This window comes from Arthrobacter sp. HY1533 (genome assembly GCF_027568515.1).
In the GTDB taxonomy this organism is placed as follows: Bacteria; Actinomycetota; Actinomycetes; order Actinomycetales; family Micrococcaceae; genus Specibacter.
Map to the genome: position 1 here is coordinate 58073 of NZ_JANKZF010000008.1, position 15096 is coordinate 73168.

General features: G+C 66.3%; 15 protein-coding genes and 1 riboswitch. Of the genes, 9 read left to right on the top strand and 6 right to left on the bottom strand.

Annotated features, from left to right (window positions below; genetic code table 11):
* Position 1: 1 nt before the first annotated feature.
* From PCK14_RS08210 to sucD, 3 genes are all read left to right on the top strand, one after another.
* Positions 2-733: a hypothetical protein gene (locus tag PCK14_RS08210; RefSeq protein WP_269937988.1), complete on the top strand. Its 732-nt coding sequence runs from the start codon at positions 2-4 to the stop codon at positions 731-733.
* Positions 734-928: 195 nt separating this feature from the next.
* On the top strand, positions 929-2098 hold the full coding sequence (gene sucC, locus PCK14_RS08215; protein ID WP_269937989.1) for an ADP-forming succinate--CoA ligase subunit beta: 1170 nt from the start codon (positions 929-931) through the stop codon (positions 2096-2098).
* 15 nt (positions 2099-2113) lie between these two features.
* The gene (gene sucD, locus PCK14_RS08220) at positions 2114-3016 is read left to right on the top strand and encodes a succinate--CoA ligase subunit alpha (protein ID WP_269937990.1); all 903 of its coding nucleotides are present in this window, start codon (positions 2114-2116) and stop codon (positions 3014-3016) included.
* A 151-nt stretch (positions 3017-3167) separates the two neighbouring features.
* On the opposite strand, the gene PCK14_RS08225 is transcribed toward sucD, so the two are convergent.
* Both PCK14_RS08225 and PCK14_RS08230 read right to left on the bottom strand, forming a co-directional pair.
* Positions 3168-4532, bottom strand: a complete 1365-nt coding sequence (locus PCK14_RS08225) for an NAD(P)-binding protein (protein ID WP_269937991.1) — start codon at positions 4530-4532, stop codon at positions 3168-3170.
* Positions 4533-4589: 57 nt separating this feature from the next.
* Complete coding sequence (locus PCK14_RS08230) at positions 4590-5048, bottom strand: MarR family winged helix-turn-helix transcriptional regulator (protein ID WP_269937992.1); 459 nt, start codon at positions 5046-5048, stop codon at positions 4590-4592.
* Positions 5049-5192: 144 nt separating this feature from the next.
* Between PCK14_RS08230 and PCK14_RS08235 the strand changes: the two genes are divergently transcribed.
* From PCK14_RS08235 to PCK14_RS08245, 3 genes are read left to right on the top strand one after another with little or no spacing between them, the layout of a single operon-like run.
* On the top strand, positions 5193-6407 hold the full coding sequence (locus PCK14_RS08235) for an MFS transporter (protein ID WP_269937993.1): 1215 nt from the start codon (positions 5193-5195) through the stop codon (positions 6405-6407).
* Between the two features lie 28 nt (positions 6408-6435).
* On the top strand, positions 6436-7263 hold the full coding sequence (locus PCK14_RS08240; RefSeq protein WP_269937994.1) for an aldo/keto reductase: 828 nt from the start codon (positions 6436-6438) through the stop codon (positions 7261-7263).
* A gap of 39 nt (positions 7264-7302) precedes the next feature.
* Entirely contained in the window at positions 7303-8424 is a 1122-nt protein-coding gene (locus tag PCK14_RS08245; RefSeq protein ID WP_442864687.1) for an LOG family protein, read from the top strand.
* A 15-nt stretch (positions 8425-8439) separates the two neighbouring features.
* On the opposite strand, the gene PCK14_RS08250 is transcribed toward PCK14_RS08245, so the two are convergent.
* Entirely contained in the window at positions 8440-9534 is a 1095-nt protein-coding gene (locus PCK14_RS08250; protein ID WP_269937996.1) for a VIT1/CCC1 transporter family protein, read from the bottom strand.
* A 196-nt stretch (positions 9535-9730) separates the two neighbouring features.
* On the opposite strand from PCK14_RS08250, the gene PCK14_RS08255 reads away from it, so the two are divergent.
* Together PCK14_RS08255 and PCK14_RS08260 are read left to right on the top strand one after the other, a co-directional pair.
* Positions 9731-9952, top strand: coding sequence for a hypothetical protein (locus tag PCK14_RS08255; RefSeq protein WP_269937997.1), 222 nt, complete (start codon positions 9731-9733; stop codon positions 9950-9952).
* An 88-nt stretch (positions 9953-10040) separates the two neighbouring features.
* The gene (locus PCK14_RS08260; RefSeq protein WP_269937998.1) at positions 10041-10271 is read left to right on the top strand and encodes a lipoyl domain-containing protein; all 231 of its coding nucleotides are present in this window, start codon (positions 10041-10043) and stop codon (positions 10269-10271) included.
* 14 nt (positions 10272-10285) lie between these two features.
* On the opposite strand, the gene PCK14_RS08265 is transcribed toward PCK14_RS08260, so the two are convergent.
* Both PCK14_RS08265 and PCK14_RS08270 read right to left on the bottom strand, forming a co-directional pair.
* A complete protein-coding gene (locus PCK14_RS08265; RefSeq protein WP_269937999.1) occupies positions 10286-10570 on the bottom strand; it encodes a hypothetical protein in 285 nt (94 codons plus the stop codon).
* Positions 10571-10584: 14 nt separating this feature from the next.
* Positions 10585-10695, bottom strand: a riboswitch (SAM riboswitch).
* A gap of 90 nt (positions 10696-10785) precedes the next feature.
* The gene (locus PCK14_RS08270) at positions 10786-12264 is read right to left on the bottom strand and encodes a sodium:solute symporter (protein ID WP_269938110.1); all 1479 of its coding nucleotides are present in this window, start codon (positions 12262-12264) and stop codon (positions 10786-10788) included.
* A 190-nt stretch (positions 12265-12454) separates the two neighbouring features.
* Here PCK14_RS08270 and PCK14_RS08275 point away from each other — a divergent pair, with 190 nt between their 5' ends.
* Positions 12455-13042, top strand: a complete 588-nt coding sequence (locus tag PCK14_RS08275) for a helix-turn-helix domain-containing protein (protein WP_269938000.1) — start codon at positions 12455-12457, stop codon at positions 13040-13042.
* 33 nt (positions 13043-13075) lie between these two features.
* On the opposite strand, the gene PCK14_RS08280 is transcribed toward PCK14_RS08275, so the two are convergent.
* Positions 13076-15055 (bottom strand): amino acid transporter, encoded by a 1980-nt coding sequence (locus PCK14_RS08280; RefSeq protein ID WP_269938001.1) that lies wholly within the window; start codon positions 15053-15055, stop codon positions 13076-13078.
* Between the last annotated feature and the right edge of the window lie 41 nt (positions 15056-15096).

The following is a 15096-nucleotide window of genomic DNA, read 5'->3' on the forward strand; positions in this document are numbered from 1 at the left end:
CATGGTCTTGAACAAGCGCAGCAGCCGGGCACCCCGCACACTGGCCACCGCAGGCACCTGGTGTGCGGTGGCCGTGGCGGCCGCCGTGGCCCTCTCCGGCTGCATCACGGTGCCCAACAATGCCGAGCCAACAGCGATGCAGGGGCCCACGGCCCCGCAAGGCTACGTTGAACGGCTCAAGGCAACGCCCGTGGCGCAGGCAACCGGGGAGCCCGGTGCGGAGGAACTGCCGCAATTTGTCTCTGACTCCCGGAACATCGCCTGCGTTTTCACCACCTCCAGGGCCGGCAACCTGAACCAGCCCTGGGAGCCGAACAACTTCAGCGATGGCGCCAACGCCGCCGCACCCCTGGTCCCCGTGGTCAATTGCCAGATGGTCGGCTACCCGCCCGTCGGGGAGGCGGACAAGGTGGGCACATGCTCCGGAACCCACGTGGGATACCTGGGCGGCACGGCATTGCTGGACCCGGAAAAGGCCGTCTACGGGGGCTGCCGGGCTGGCGTCACGGCCGTCGAGGCGGCCTTTGGCCCGCGCGGCACCGTCAGCCAGCAGATGGGCGAAATTCCCGTGCTGGCCCAGGGCTCGGCCATGGACGCGCAGGGCTACCGCTGCGCGCCCCTTGACGACGGCGTGGCTTGCGCCAACCTGGCCACCGGCACCGGCTTCTTCATCTCCGCCGGCAAGTACGAAATCTTCGGCGCGGAAACCGACGCCGCCCGGCCCACCCCGTGAGGGGCCACCCGAGGCGGGACAAAAATGCAAGGAGGGTCACGCCGTCGTGCGTTCAACGATCCCCACTGTGAGCCGAATAACCGTTTAATACTGTGGTGGATTGGCCAAATATGTGCTTGAACTGTGAGACGGTAATGTGTGAAAGGGGTCAACGCCCCTCAAAATAACTACTTCGACGTAGAAGGACACAAACCCGTGGACCTGTTTGAATACCAGGCGCGCGACATGTTTGAGGCTCACGGCGTTCCCGTGTTGGCCGGCATCGTGGCGCACACCCCTGAAGAAGCAAAGGCAGCAGCCGAGAAGATTGGCGGCGTCACTGTCGTCAAGGCACAGGTAAAGGTCGGTGGCCGCGGCAAGGCCGGCGGCGTCAAGGTAGCCAAGAACGCTGACGAAGCGTTCAAGTACGCCTCCGACATCCTGGGCATGGACATCAAGGGCCACACCGTCAACACGGTCATGATCGCCCAGGGTGCCGACATCGCCGAGGAGTTCTACTTCTCCGTGCTGCTGGACCGCGCAAACCGCAACTACCTGGCCATGTGCTCGGTTGAAGGCGGCATGGAAATTGAAGAGCTGGCAGTCGAGCGCCCCGAGGCCCTGGCCCGCATCGCCGTGGACCCGGCCGTGGGCATCGACGCAGCCAAGGCCGACGAGATCGTCGCCGCTGCAGGCTTCAACGCCGAGCTGGCCCCGAAGGTCGCCGCGACCATCATCAAGCTGTGGGACGTCTTCAAGAAGGAAGACGCAACCCTGGTTGAGGTCAACCCGCTGGTTCGCACCGGCGCCGGCGACATCGTCGCCCTGGACGGCAAGGTCTCACTCGATGAGAACGCAGACTTCCGCCACCCGCACCACGTTGAGCTCGAAGACGCAGCTGCAGCCGACCCGCTCGAGGCCAAGGCCAAGGCAGCGGATTTGAACTACGTCAAGCTCGACGGCGAAGTTGGCGTCATCGGAAACGGTGCCGGCCTGGTCATGTCCACGCTGGATGTTGTTGCCTACGCTGGCGAAAACCACGGCGGCGTCAAGCCCGCCAACTTCCTGGACATTGGCGGTGGAGCATCCGCAGAGGTCATGGCCGCTGGCCTGGACGTCATCCTCAACGACCCCCAGGTCAAGAGCGTTTTTGTCAACGTCTTCGGTGGCATCACCGCTTGTGACGCTGTGGCCAAGGGCATTGTCGGCGCACTCGCCGAGCTCGGCTCAGCAGCCAACAAGCCGCTGGTTGTCCGCCTGGACGGCAACAATGTTGAAGAAGGCCGCCGCATTCTCAACGAAGCCAACCACCCGTTGGTTACCCTGGCCGCCACGATGGACGAGGGCGCCGACAAGGCTGCCGAGCTCGCCCACGCTGCTAAGTAGAGGTTCGCGAAACTTATGTCTATCTTCTTGAACAAAGATTCCAAGGTCATCGTCCAGGGCATCACCGGCGGCGAAGGCACCAAGCACACCGCCCTGATGCTCAAGGCCGGCACCCAGGTTGTTGGCGGCGTGAACGCACGCAAGGCCGGCACCACGGTTGTCCACGGCGACGTTGAACTGCCCGTTTTCGGTGCAGTCTCCGAGGCCGTTGCCGCCACCGGCGCAGACGTCTCGATCGTCTTCGTCCCCCCGGCATTCACCAAGGACGCCGTTGTTGAGGCAATCGAAGCCGGCGTTCCGCTGGTTGTTGTCATCACCGAAGGCGTGCCGGTTCAGGACTCCGCTGAGTTCTGGGCACTGGCACAGTCCAAGGTTGACGCCGACGGCAAGCAGATCACCCGCATCATCGGGCCGAACTGCCCCGGCATCATCACCCCCGGCGAAGCACTCGTTGGCATCACGCCGAACAACATCACGGGCAAGGGCCCCATCGGCTTGGTTTCCAAGTCCGGCACCCTGACCTACCAGATGATGTTCGAACTGCGCGACCTGGGCTTCTCCACCGCCATCGGCATCGGTGGCGACCCCGTCATCGGCACCACCCACATCGACGCCCTGGCTGCGTTCGAGGCGGACCCGGAGACCAAGGCCATCGTCATGATCGGTGAAATCGGTGGCGACGCTGAAGAGCGCGCAGCCGACTACATCAAGGCCCACGTCACCAAGCCCGTCGTTGGCTACGTGGCAGGCTTCACCGCTCCCGAGGGCAAGACCATGGGCCACGCCGGCGCCATCGTCTCCGGCTCCGCGGGCACGGCACAGGCCAAGAAGGAAGCCCTCGAGGCTGCCGGCGTGAAGGTTGGCAAGACGCCGTCCGAGACCGCAACGCTGCTGCGCGAAGTTTTCGCAGCACTGTAAGCGTTCCAAACGCGCAAAGCGCGGCCGTTGCACTGGATTTTTCCGGTGCAGCGGCCGCGCTTTTTGGTTTTTGCGGGCCCGGGGGTAGTTGTGGTCATTTGCCGGCGGTGGACCAGGGGCGAATGACCACAACTACCCCCGGGGCCGGCTCTCAGCCCATTTCTGACATCCGGGCCAGCCCCGCGGGCGTATGCGCCTTGAGCCGGGCAAGAATGTCCTCGAGTTCGGCCGATCTGTCCGCTGGCAGGCGGGCCGGATTCAACGCCACGGTGTCTGCCCATTCCCTGATGTCGGGCTGCGAGCCAAAGGACATGGTGGCCTGGGTGCCCATGACAGTCATGGCCACCCACTGCGCCATGGTGTTCGCGTACGGCGTGGGCGGGCAGAGCCGGTTCTTTTCGGTGTCGTCGTCGCGGCTCGCCTCCACATAGCCGGCCAGGGCGGCGCCGAAGCATGGGAACCCGGCCCGGATGGGTTGCAGGGTGATCGCCTCCGGGCCCCAGATGGGCACGACGGGCGGGTACTTCAACCCGGATGCGGCGCAATGCACCACGAGTGCGTCCGGGGCAATGCCCACGGTCCCGTTGTCCAGGACCAGCCGGCCTTGTTCCACCCTGCGGACATGCCCCAGCCGGACCACGTTTTCAAGGGTGCGAAGCTGCTCCAGTTCCCAGCTGGCCAGGGTTGGCGTCTTCGCCATGGTGGGCAGCACCGAGCGGTCAATGCGGAACATGATCCCGGCGTCCTCCATGCCCAGGAACAAGTCCTCCGGGGACTGTGCGGCTGCTGCTGCGGCCATGATGTCCGCCGCCATCTTCAGGAAGACGGCCGGATTTGGCTGGACCACCGCCCGGTTGAGCATCCACGGTTCGCGGGGCCTGACCCAGCAGATGGCGGCGGCATCCACGCCCCGGGCCAGCAGCCACAGGCACGCATCGGTGGCCGTCTTGCCTGAGCCCACCACAACATACTGGCTGGCGGCCCCGGCCAGGTGCGCCAGCCCGTTGACCGGAATCACCCTGGCGCCGGCAGCCACCTCGAAGGGCGGCGGCGTGTCGGCGGGGATGCTGGGGGCCAGGTACCGGGCGTCGACCACCCGGCACTGCGGCGGCACAGTGAATTGCTGCCCGGAGATCCTTGAACGGATACGGCGGTCCGGGGTGTATTCGCAGCCGGGCAGGAACTCAACCCGTCCGGATGCCAGCAGGCGGTCGTTCAGGAGGTGGCTGTAGTAGGAGCAGATTTCAGGGGCATCGGCGCGTTCGTGCAGGCCGGTCTCGGGTCCGCGGGCCTGCAGGCGGCCGCCGCCCAGCAGTGTCGAGGCCACGCCATAGAAGGCGGAGGCCTGGTGCAGGCGGACAAAGGGATAGGCGTCCAGCCAGTGCCCGCCAGCCCCGTGGCGCCGGTCCACCAGGACCACGCGGGCGTCGGAATGGTCAATGAGCGCATCGGTGAAGGCCATGCCCGCGGCGCCGGCCCCGACCACAAGATAGTCCGCATCCAAAATGCGCTCCATGGGCCAATCCAAGCACCGGTGGGGCGGGGGATCAATGGGCGGCGGGCATGAGCTGCGTTAGTTTGCAGGTACCACGGCGTGCAGCTGGGGGAGTGCCTCAACCAACGGTGCCAGCTCCGGCAGCAGGGCGGCCTCGGCCAGGGCGCATTCCAGGGCTTCATCGTGGACCGGCCGGGCCGTGGCGAGGAGCTCGGAACCCGCGGGGGTCAGCTCGGTGTAGATGCCGCGGCGGTCGTCCATGCACAGGATCCGGGTCAGCAGGCCGCGGTCCTCCAGGCGGGTGACAAGCCGGGTGGTGGCGCTGGGGCTCAACGCCGTGGCACGGCCCAGCTGCTGCATGCGCATGTGCCAACCGTCCTGGCGGGCCAGCGCGTCCAGGACTGTGTATTCCACCACGGACAGCTTGGCGGCGCCCTGCAGTGCCTTCTCCATGCTGGACTCGATCAGCCCGTGCAGGGCCGCGAGGGTGCGCCAGCCCTGCGCGCGGATCTCGACGGCGTCGTCCCTGATGCCCATGTGGGTTCCCTTCAAAAAGTGTGGTGCAGCACAAAACGCATTTAGTTGCTTGCGCTGGATAGTTGCGCGTGCAATGATTTACCCAGCGTCTGCAACTATTAGCTTACGCCGCTTACATTTCATTCCCAAGTCCCAAGGAGAATCATGCCCCTCGGCCTGATTGCACTGGCCATCGGAGGGTTCGGCATCGGACTCACCGAGTTTGTCATCATGGGGTTGCTCCCCGAAGTTGCCGCGGACCTGCAGGTCACGGAGGCCGCCGCTGGCTGGCTCATTTCCGGCTACGCCCTGGCCGTGGTGGTCGGCGCGCTGCTCGTGACGGCCGCCGTCACCCGGCTTCCGCGCAAGCCGGTCCTGGCCGGCCTCATGGTCCTGTTCATCGCCGGCAACATGATGTCCGCCCTGGCGCCCGACTACTCCGCCATGATGCTTGGACGCATCGTCGCCGCGCTGTGCCACGGAGCATTCTTTGGCATCGGGGCCGTGGTTGCCGCCGACATGGTGGCACCCCACAAGAAGGCCGGCGCCATCGCCATCATGTTCACGGGCCTGACCGCAGCCAACGTGCTTGGCGTCCCGTTCGGCACCTTGCTGGGACAACAGGCCGGCTGGCGTGCCACGTTCTGGGCCATCACCGCCATCGGTGTGGTTGCACTCATCGGAATCCTGTCGCTCGTGCCCAATCTTCCGCGCCAGCACGCCGCCAGCCTCCGCAGCGAACTGGGCGCCTTCAAGTCACGGCAGGTCTGGCTGTCCATTGCCGTCACGGTCCTTGGCTACGGCGGCATGTTCGGCGCATTCACCTACATCGCCTTCACCCTGACCGAGGTCTCGGGCTTCGCGGCCACCACCGTGCCCTGGCTGCTCATCCTCTTCGGAGTGGGCCTGTTCATCGGCAACACCCTCGGCGGCAAGGCTGCGGACAAGAACGTGGATAGGACCCTGCTGCTGGTCCTGGCCGTGCTGGCCCTGATCCTTGTGGTGTTCGCCCTGACTGCCACGAGCCAGGCCATGACCATCGCTTCACTGTTCCTCATGGGCGGGTTTGGCTTTGCCACCGTGCCCGGGCTGCAGATGCGCGTCATGAAATGGGCGACGGCGGCACCCACCCTCGCGTCCGGCGCCAACATTGGCGCGTTCAACCTGGGCAACGCCCTGGGCGCCTGGCTGGGCGGCGTCACCATCACCGCGGGGCTGGGCTACACCTCACCCATCTGGGCGGGCGCCGGGCTGACGCTGCTGGGCCTTGCCGTCATGGCCTTCGCGGCAGCCGACGGGCGCAAACTGGCGGCCGCAGCTCCCGGGCCGGCCGACGCCGTCGAGCATTCTGCCCAGACTCAAGCCGTTCCCGCACTCTAAATTTCCACCCAAGCAACAGGAGAAAACCATGAATTCCATCCCCACCATCACCCTGAACAACGGCGTGGCCATGCCGCAGATCGGCTTCGGCGTCTTCCAGGTGCCCAACGATGAGACCGAGCAGGCAGTGCTTGCGGCACTGGCTGCCGGGTACCGCAGCATCGACACCGCCGCTGTCTACGGCAACGAGGAAGGCGTCGGGCGCGCGCTGGCCGCCTCCGGCCTGCCCCGCGAGGAACTCTTCATCACCTCGAAGGCCTGGATTGCCGATCTTGGCCGCGAGGAAACGCTGGCCGCCTACGAGACCAGCCTGGCCAAGCTGGGCCTGGACTACCTTGACCTGTACCTGATCCACTGGCCGGCGCCCGCAACGGATGCCTACCTGGAATCGTGGAAGGCACTCGAGGAGCTGCTGGCTGCCGGCCGCGTGCGGGCCATCGGCGTCTCCAACTTCCTTCCCGAACACCTGGAGAAGATTGTGGCGCTCGGCGGATCCATCCCGGCCGTCAACCAGGTGGAGATCCACCCCGCCCTTCAGCAGCACGACATCCAGGCTGCCAACGCGGAACACGGCATCGCCACCGAGGCCTGGAGCCCGCTGGCCCAGGGCGCCGGCCTGAACGACTCCGCCGTGCTGGACGCTGCCGCCTCGCACGGGCGCACCCCCGCCCAGGTGGTGCTGCGCTGGCACCTGCAGCAGGGCCGGATCAGCATCCCGAAGTCGGTGACCCCGGCGCGCATGGCCGAAAACCTGAACATTCTGGACTTTGAGCTGACCGGGGCCCAGATGGCCGGGATCGATGCCCTGGAGCGCGACGGCCGCACCGGCCCGCACCCCGCCACGTTCAACGGCTAGTGCCCCTTCGGACATGCTCCATCAGACTCGGCCGCTAGGCTGGGTCCCGTGAACGCACCCCTCGCCCCGCACGCCCGGGACATTGAAATTGAAGGCACCGACAGTTTCGACGGGCTCGTGGCGAGGGGCGCGAAGTCGATGCGGGGCTGGCACTTCCAGTCGGTGGACCTGCGCGGCCGCTCGGCCAGCCTCGTGGCCCTCAAGGCCTCCGGCGCCGTGTTCATGGGCTGCGCCTTTGACCCCGGTGTGGAGGAATTGCTGCGAGGCCGCGGCGCCCTCATTTTCCCGCCGCTGCGGCACATCCCGTTCGACGCCTATCGCGGCCGGCTGTACAGCGGCGCCGAGCTGTTTGAAGGCATCGGGAGTGCCGAATATGAGGGGGTCCCGGACGCGCGCATCTACCAGTGGAGCCGGCAGGGTGGGCAGGGGCTGCACGCCACCCTCGCCACAGCCATGCACGACCACGCCATTTCCGACGCCCTCGATGATTTCCTGGCCGCGCTGACCAAGCCAGTGGTGGGCGTCATGGGCGGGCACGCCGCAGCGCGGGGGAGTGAACAGTACGCGCAGGCGGCGGAACTGGGCCGCGCGCTGAGCCTGGCCGGTTTCCTTGTGGCCACGGGCGGCGGGCCCGGTGCCATGGAGGCCGCCAACCTGGGGGCGTACCTTTCAACGTACGACGCCGGGGCCCTGGACGGTGCGCTGCGGTCCCTGGGCGCCGTCCCCGGCTTCCGGCCCTCGGTCACCGAGTGGGCCAGGGCCGCTTTCGAAGTAGTTGCGGCCCATCCGGACGGTGCCGACACCCTGGGCATACCCACCTGGTTCTACGGGCACGAGCCGCCCAACATCTTTGCCACGCACATCGCCAAGTACTTCACGAACGCACTGCGGGAGGCCGTGCTGCTGGACCGTTCGCGCGGCGGAATTGTGTTCCTGCCCGGCGCGGCCGGCACGGTCCAGGAGATTTTCCAGGACGCCTGTGAAAACTACTATGCAGCCGAAGGCGCCGTGGCCCCCATGGTCCTTGTGGGCCGGTGCTACTGGGAGCACGAGGTTCCCGTGCTCCCGCTGCTGCGCAAGCTGGCGCAGGGCCGGTCCATGGAAGGGTTCGTGCACGTGGTGGACACGGTGGATGAGGCCTGCGCCGTCCTTTCGCCCTGAGCTGCCCAGACGGTCCTAGATGCCGACGACCCCGCCGAACAGCAGGCCCAGCAGGTACGTAGCCGCGGCGGCGCCCATGCCAATGGCGAGCTGGCGCAGGCCGCGCCACAGCGGAGAAGCGCCGGAGAGCAGGCCCACCACGGCGCCCGTGCCCATGAGGGCGATGCCCACCAGCACGCAGGCCAGCACCAGCGAGCCGATCCCCGTCATGCCAAACAAGAACGGGATGATGGGAATGATGGCGCCGGAGGCGAAGAAGCAGAAGCTGGATCCTGCCGCGCCCCAGGCGGTGCCGAGGGATTCATGCTCGTCCGGCTCCTCGAAGTTTTCCGGGTGCAGGGACAAGCTGGGGTCGCAGTCACAGGAGAACTGGCCCATGCGTTCGGCCGCGCGGTGTTCGGCCGCCTCGCGGGACATGCCGCGGGCCAGGTAGACCAGCACCAGCTCGTTGTTCTCCACGTCCAGGGACGGCCCCGCCGTCAGGGTGACCTGGGTGGGCTGGGAGGCGTCGAGCAGTTCGCGCTGGGACCGCACCGAGACAAACTCGCCCGCGCCCATGGACAGCGCCCCTGCGAGCAGGCCGGCAACACCGCTGAACAGCACAACCTGGCTGGAAACGCCCGTGGCGGCCATGCCGGCCACGAGTGAGAGGTTGCTGACCAGGCCGTCGTTGGCGCCGAACACGGCGGCCCGGAAGGAACCCGAGAGCCGGATGCGCCCTCGCGTTGCCAGCCCGCGGACCACTTCTTCATGGATGGCCTCGTCGGCCGCCATGGCGTCGGTGGCGTCGGCATCGTGGGAGTAGGGGGAGCGGGACTCCGAGCGCTGTGCCAGGGCAAGGACAAACACGGAGCCGAAGCGACGGGCCAGCAGGCCCAGCAGCTGGTTGCGCAGGGACGGCCGAACCGGCGGGCCGGCGTGCTCGCCCAGCAGGGTCAGCCAGTGCTTTTCGTGGCGGCCCTCTGCTGCCGCAAGGGCCAGCAGGATCGACTTCTCCTCGCCGTCCCTGCGCTTGGCGAGGTCACGGTAGACGGAGGCCTCGGCACGTTCGTCGGCCAGGTACTGGCGCCACCGCTTGATTTCCGCGTGGCTGGGGATGCGTTCGGGCACGGTCTTGCTCCTCAAAGTCAGCCCCCACTGTAGCGCGGATCCACGCGGATTTTCGGCCGGTTCTCCTAGCGAAAATATTTAGGGCAACCGGAAAAATGCGCCAAGTTTCAGAAAGTACTTGCCAATGTGGAAAGTACTTGCGTAGAGTCGTGACATCGCTTCAACACAACAACATTCCAATGACAAGGAGCCAACCATGAATGCCAGGAATACCAACGCCGCAGCCCGCAACAACGGCACCCGCTACATGTGGATAGGATTCGCCATGGGCCTGGCCTGCATGGCCGCACTGTTCATCGCGGGCCTGGCTCAGGACAGCGCGGGCATGGTGGTCATGGCCTCGAGCACGGCAGCCGCACTCGCTGCCACGTGGAGTGCCACCGCCACGGCCGCAAAGAAGAATTCCGCCCGCTCCTAAGCGGAACGCCCAGGGCATTCCCCGGCCGGGGGATCTCGCATAGGCTTTCGGTGCGGGGCTGCCCAGCCGGCCCGGAAGACGGTGCGCCATGGAAATCCTGTTCCCCATCATGTCCGGCGACCCCGCCGAGCCAGGGGTCCTGTTGGAGTGGCGCGCACCGGACGGCAGCGAGGTGGCCGCCTACCAGGTCATCGCCGAGGTCACCGTGGACAAGTTCGACGCCGAGATCAACTCACCCGTTTCCGGCACCCTGAGGTGGTTGGTCGCCGAGGGTGACGAGGTGGGCCAGGGGTCCGTGATCGCATCCGTTGATGAGTAGCCGGGGCCTACGGCTCAGTACGTGGCAAGGCGGAAGCCCAGGCCGCGCCCGGTGCGCACCCCGGTCTGCGCCACAGTGACCACCAGCGTGCCAATTTCGGGAATCCACCGGGCGGGCCGCACGGCCTGGCCCAGTGCCTCAACGAGCTGCCGCGGTTCCGCCGTCCAGTACGCATGGAAACCCTCCGGCGTGCGGAACGTGACGGCGCCGAGGTTCTCATCGACGGCCGGAAGCACGGGGATCCCCGAGGTCCGTGCGGCGGCCTGGCGGGTGGCGGAGGGTGCGATTGTGGAGGACATGGCAGACACCTTTTAAGTTGCTCTTGCCCGCGGGGGTCCCCGCCGGCCGCTTCCTCATCCGAACCACCCGTGAGTCATGGGGTTGGCGTGCGGCCAGTCGGAGCTTGGCGCCGCATCTCTTGAAGCTGCCTCCCACCATACGTCCTTTAAAGTACGACGGCGGTTGGTTCCGTAAAATATTACGGGCCAACCGCCGTCGTTCCATGGAAGTGGGGCTACTTCGAAAGGGCAGCTTCCTCATCCGGGTTGGAATCGGTGGCTGCCGCGGCGAGGCGGTCATCCCACAGCTTGCGGATGGCTGCCGGGGTTTCCGCAGTCATGAGCGAGACCACAATGTAAACCACCAGCGAGGGCACCAGGCCGAAGTAGATGGGCTCGTTGGCGTAGATGCCGTCGGCGCTGGGGATGGTGCCGGTTGCGTACAGGATCAGCGATGCGAGGGTCACAACGCAGCCCACGGCCATGGACCAAGCTGCGCCGAGTGCCGTGCCGCGCTTCCAGATGAGCCCGCCGATGATGGCCACGAGCAGGCCGCCCACCAGGATGTCGTAGGCAATCGTCAGGGCGAACACCACGTCGCTGACCACGATGGAAATCAGGACCACCAGGATGCCCAGCCCCAGCACGTACAGGCGGTTGCCCTTGACGTCGTGCTCGGGGTTGGAGGAGTCGGAGTTGTCGATGGTCTTGCCGAACCAGCTGGCCACGAACGGCACAACGTCCTTGCGGGCCACGGTTGCGGCGGCGATGAGCGAGCCGGAAGCTGTTGACATCATGGCGGCCACGGCGGCGGCCATGACGATGCCGCCGATGCCCATGGGCAGCAGGTTGGTGGCAACCTCGGCGTAGACAACGTCCTTGCCCAGGTTGGCAACGTCAATGGCGGGCAGTGCAACGTGTGCGGCCATGCCGATCAGGGCGCCGGCAATGCCGTACAGGACGCAGTAGATGCCGGCCGTGGCGCCGCCCCAGCGGGCAATCTCGGGGGTGCGGGCGGTGAAGACGCGCTGCCAGATGTCCTGGCCGATCAGCAGGCCCAGGGTGTAGACAACGAAGTAGGTGATGATGGTCTGGACGCCGATGCCGTCCCACTGGAAGAAGCTGGCGTCGACGCGCTCGCGGATGCCGTCAATGCCGCCGGCTGCGTTCCAGGCGAACGGCAGCATGAGCAGGAAGATGCCCACGGTCTTGATGACGAACTGGACCTGGTCGGCCAGGGTGATGGACCACATGCCGCCGATCGTGGAGTACACCAGGACGATGGCGCCGCCGACGGCGATGGCCAGCCAGCGGTCCCAGCCAAACAGCACCACAAAGATGGTGGCGTAGGCGCCCGTGGAGGTCGCCGAGATCATGATGGTGTAGGCCAGCATGACGATGCCGGACATCTTGGTGGCCTCGGCGCCGTAGCGCAGGCTCAGCATCTGGGAGACCGTGTAGATCTTCAGCTTTTGCAGGGTCGGCGCAAACAGCAGGCTCAGCAACAGCACGCCGATGCCGATCGCGACCACGAGCCACATGCCGGAGATGCCGAACTTGTAGCCCAGGCCCACGCCGCCAACGGTGGAGGCGCCACCGAGGACGACGGCGGCCATGGTGCCGGTGTAGAGGAACGGTCCCAGGCGGCGGCCGGCCACCAGGAAGTCGCTGTTGTTCTTGGTGCGCGATTTGCCCCACCAGCCAAAGGCCAGCATGGCCACCAAATATATGACGACTATGGCAATGTTCAAGTCCACGTGATGCTCCAGAATGAGAAGTGGTTAATGGTTCCCCAGTGAAATATTGCCTTTAGAGCAACAATTGTTGTCTATTAGGCTAAACTGTGACTGCAGTTACAGTCAATGTTGGGTTGCCACGTGGGCAGCAAAGTTGTGAGGAACCGCCATGAAAGCACTGCCCCTGGAACCAAGCTCAGACCCGGTCGCCATCGGGTCGCGTATCCGTGCGGCGCGGCAGGACCAGCGGCTCACCATAGAGCAGGTGGCTGACGCAACAGGACTGACCAAGGGTTTCCTCAGCCGTGTTGAGCGCGACCTGACCTCACCCAGCGTGGCATCCCTGGTGACCCTGTGCCAGGTTCTCTCGATCTCGATCGGCGAGCTTTTTGCCGCCCCCGAGATCCACCTCAGCCGCAAGGGCGAAGGTCCCAAGATTTCGCTCGGCGGCGACGGCATCGTTGAGCGGCTGCTGACGTCCCGCTCCGAGCGCCGCCTGCAAATTCTCGCGGCCACCATTGAGCCCTACGGCCGGGGCGAAACCGAACTCTATGCGGTGGACTGCGACGTGGACGTGCTGCACGTGGTCAGCGGCGAGCTGACACTGCGCATGACGCATGACTCCTTTGACCTGGAGGCGGGGGACACCCTGTCCTTCCCCGGGCGCGAGCCGCACAGCTGGGAAAACCGCTCGGCCGTCCCGGCAGAGGTGCTGTGGATCCTGGTTCCGGCCGCATCGGGGTCAGGCCCCAGCTAGGCATTGCCTGCTGGGGCCTGCACCCGGCGGGCATCAGCCGACGTGTACCCAGGGCCGCCGGGTGAGTTCCGGCTCGGCCTCGCGCAGCACCTCGCGGGTGACGGGAGCGATCTCGCCCTCGCCAATGAACAGGTACTTCAGCAGGTTGGTGATGGGGTTGCCCTCGGTCCAGCGGAAGTAAATGTGCGGGATCAGGCCCGTGGCGTCCCGGATGTGCAGCAGCACAGCGGCAATCGTGTTGGGCACGTTGGAGGAGTGGACCTCCAGGATCTTGTAGCCGTGCCGGGTGATGCCACGGACCTCCAGGGCGGTCTCAAAGTCGGATGAATCATCCACAATGACCTCCATGAAGAGGGCGTCGCGGGGGTCGCCGATCTCGTTGACCTCGGCCGCGTGGGCCAGCTTGCGCCGGTAGGCTGCCGCGCTGCGCGTCTTGGGGTCATGGGAGATGACCCGGATGGTGCCCTCGTCCACGGCGGCCACAAAGTTCATGGCGGCCTCGTCCATGCGGATGTAGGTGGCCCGCAGCTCAAAGGAGCGGCGCAGCCGGGAGAGCAGGCTGACCACCACAATGCCCAGGATGAACATGGCGGCAATCTTCAGGCCGTCGGGGCGCTCAATGGAGTTGGCCACTGTGGTGTAGATGAACGCCACCGAGACTGCACCGAAGGCAATCGTGCGTCCCTTCTCGCCCTTGCGCTTGGCCGAGAGTGTCACGGCGATGGCGGCGGAGGTGATGAGCACCAGCACGCCCGTCGCGTAGGCACCTCCCTGGGCATCGACGTCGGCCTTGAAAATGATGGTGATGAGAATTGCGACGGCGGTGAACACCAGCACCAGCGGGCGCACGGCGCCGGCCCATTCGGGGGCCATGCCGAAGCGGGGGAGGTAGCGCGGAACCAGGTTGAGCAGGCCGGCCATGGCGCTGGCCCCGGCAAACCAGAGGATTGCGATGGTGCTGAGGTCGTAGGCGGTGCCGAAGCCCTCGCCCAAAAGGTCGTGGGCCAGGAAGGCCAGGGCGCGTCCGTTGGCGGCTCCGCCGGGCTGGAATTCGGCGGCCGGAATGAGGATGGTGGTGGCCAGCGAGGACGTGATCAAGAAGGTGCTCATGATGACCGCGGCCGTGGTCAGCAGCCTGTGGGCGCCCTTGATGCGGCCCGCGGGGTTGGCCTCAGTGTCGCTGGGGCGGCCCTTGATCTGCGGCATGACGGCCACGCCGGTTTCAAATCCGGACAGGCCCAGCGCCAGGCGCGGGAACACGATCAGGGCAACGGCGACCACCATGACGGGGTTGCCGTGCTGGGTTGTCAGGGCCGTCCACCAGTCGGTGGTGAGCAGCGGGCTGCGCACCACCTGGACCAGTGCGATCCCAATGACCACAAGGTTCATGGCTAGGAACACCGCAACAAGCACCACGGCAATGCCGATGGCCTCCTTGAAGCCGCGCAGGAACACGGCACCCAGGGCCAGGACCAGGATCAGCGTGATGCCAATGTTGTGGCCCTGCAGGAAATCGGGTGCGAAGGGGTTTTCGATGACGTGCGCGGTGGCGTCGGCGCTGGACAGGGTAATGGTGATCATGAAGTCCGTGGCGGCAAAGCCCAGCAGGGCCAGCACAAAGAACTTCCCCCACCAGCGCGGCAGGAGCCGCTCGAGCATGGCGATGGAGCCGGCGCCGTGCGGGCTTTCGCGGGCAACGCGCTTGTAGACGGGCAGGGCGCCGAGCAGGGTCACCAGGACCAGGACCACTGTTGCCAGCGGCGCGAGCACCCCGGCGGCCAGCGCTGCAATGGCGGGCTGGTAGCCAAGAGTGGAGAAGTAGTCCAAGCCGGTCAGGCACATGACCTGCCACCAGGAGTGCTTCTTGTGGTTCTCGGCCGGGCGGCCATGCGGGCCCTGCTTTTTTCCGGAGCCTTCCGGCATGCCCTCAAGCAGCCAGTGGTGCAGGGCGGCGCGGCCCCGGAGCCTGGCCGGCTGGCCGGGGTCTGCAGGGGCTTTGGCGAGGGACGTCACGGGCAGCCTTTCGTAGGTGCCGCACTCTGGCGGCTACTGGA